This is a genomic window from Halomonas sp. 3A7M (genome assembly GCF_014897875.1).
In the GTDB taxonomy this organism is placed as follows: Bacteria; Pseudomonadota; Gammaproteobacteria; order Pseudomonadales; family Halomonadaceae; genus Vreelandella.
Window position 1 is genome coordinate 1 of record NZ_JABUZD010000085.1, and the last position, 1,040, is coordinate 1,040.

General features: G+C 44.8%; 1 protein-coding gene. It reads left to right on the forward strand.

What is annotated here, in order from left to right; all coding sequences use genetic code 11:
• Positions 1 to 29: 29 nt before the first annotated feature.
• Positions 30 to 1,028: a DUF2357 domain-containing protein gene (locus INT19_RS08055; protein ID WP_226924533.1), complete on the forward strand. Its 999-nt coding sequence runs from the start codon at positions 30 to 32 to the stop codon at positions 1,026 to 1,028.
• Positions 1,029 to 1,040 lie beyond the last annotated feature (12 nt).

Here is a 1,040-nt window from a genome sequence, read left to right on the forward strand (position 1 = left end):
TATAAGCCTCGCTTTATACACCATAACTTATGCGGATTCACTTACATCGTAGCCAAAGCGTCAGCGAAGCGTTTCGCTTTGCCAAACAACGGGGGCCTATTCCCGCACGTTTAACAGGCACCATTAATACTGGCAATGATGTTGGCTGGATGCGCTTACCACTATCATTTGAGGCAGAAGGTAAAACCCACACACAGCATATTGCTTTTGAAGTGTTGCCTACCAAGATGGCGCTACATCACGATTTACCAGCCATGTACCAGGCAATTGATGCTGTTTACCCGCTTTGGCGCTTTAGCTTGGTAGAAAAAACCGAGCAAGATGCAGCAGCCAGCAAACAACGAGGGCACTTTCCACTGATGTGGCTGGCCAACTTTGCTGCTTTAAGGGAACGCTTTGAACAAGGCCTAAAGTTAATCTGTGCTGCCCCGCATAGCCGTTTACAACCAACAATTTCCAATGTTAAGGCGGCAAAATTAAAAGGGCGCCTACCCTACAGGCTCGCTGAGCAAGTTAAGCGAGACTTTGCCAATGGTCAATATGATAAACGTTATCGGGTAGAGAAGAAGCAGCTTAGCGTAGATACACCTGAAAACCGTTTTATTAAGATGGCGGTTACCCAGTGTAAACGACAACTGGCCAAGTTTGAGGCTACGCTGCGTGCTAGCAATCAAGCACCAGAACGCCAACGCTTATCGAATTTTTTTTTAAATGAACTGCATAGCTGGCAACTACCGATACAAAAGGTTCTGAATCTAAGCTTCTTAAAAGAGGTAAGTGCTTACGGTGGTCTAAGCCATGAATCTCTTGTGCTGCAACAAAAAACAGGGTACAGCGCGGTATACCGAGTGTGGCAAGAACTGAGGTTTTATTTGGATGTGTTTGGCAATCAGTCGAGCATTTCAATGAAATCGGTGGCCGAAATTTATGAGGTATGGTGTTTTCTGTGTCTGAAACAGATTTTAGAGCAGAATCTTGGCTTTGAATTAGTCAGCAATAAGTGCCTAACCGAAAGTTTTCGTGCATAATGTATGTAGGAT

What these genes read in the sequence shown, in the direction of transcription:
- INT19_RS08055 (WP_226924533.1), top strand. Translation starts at nt 30, where the DNA reads ATGCGGATTCACTTACATCGTAGCCAAAGCGTCAGCGAAGCGTTTCGC.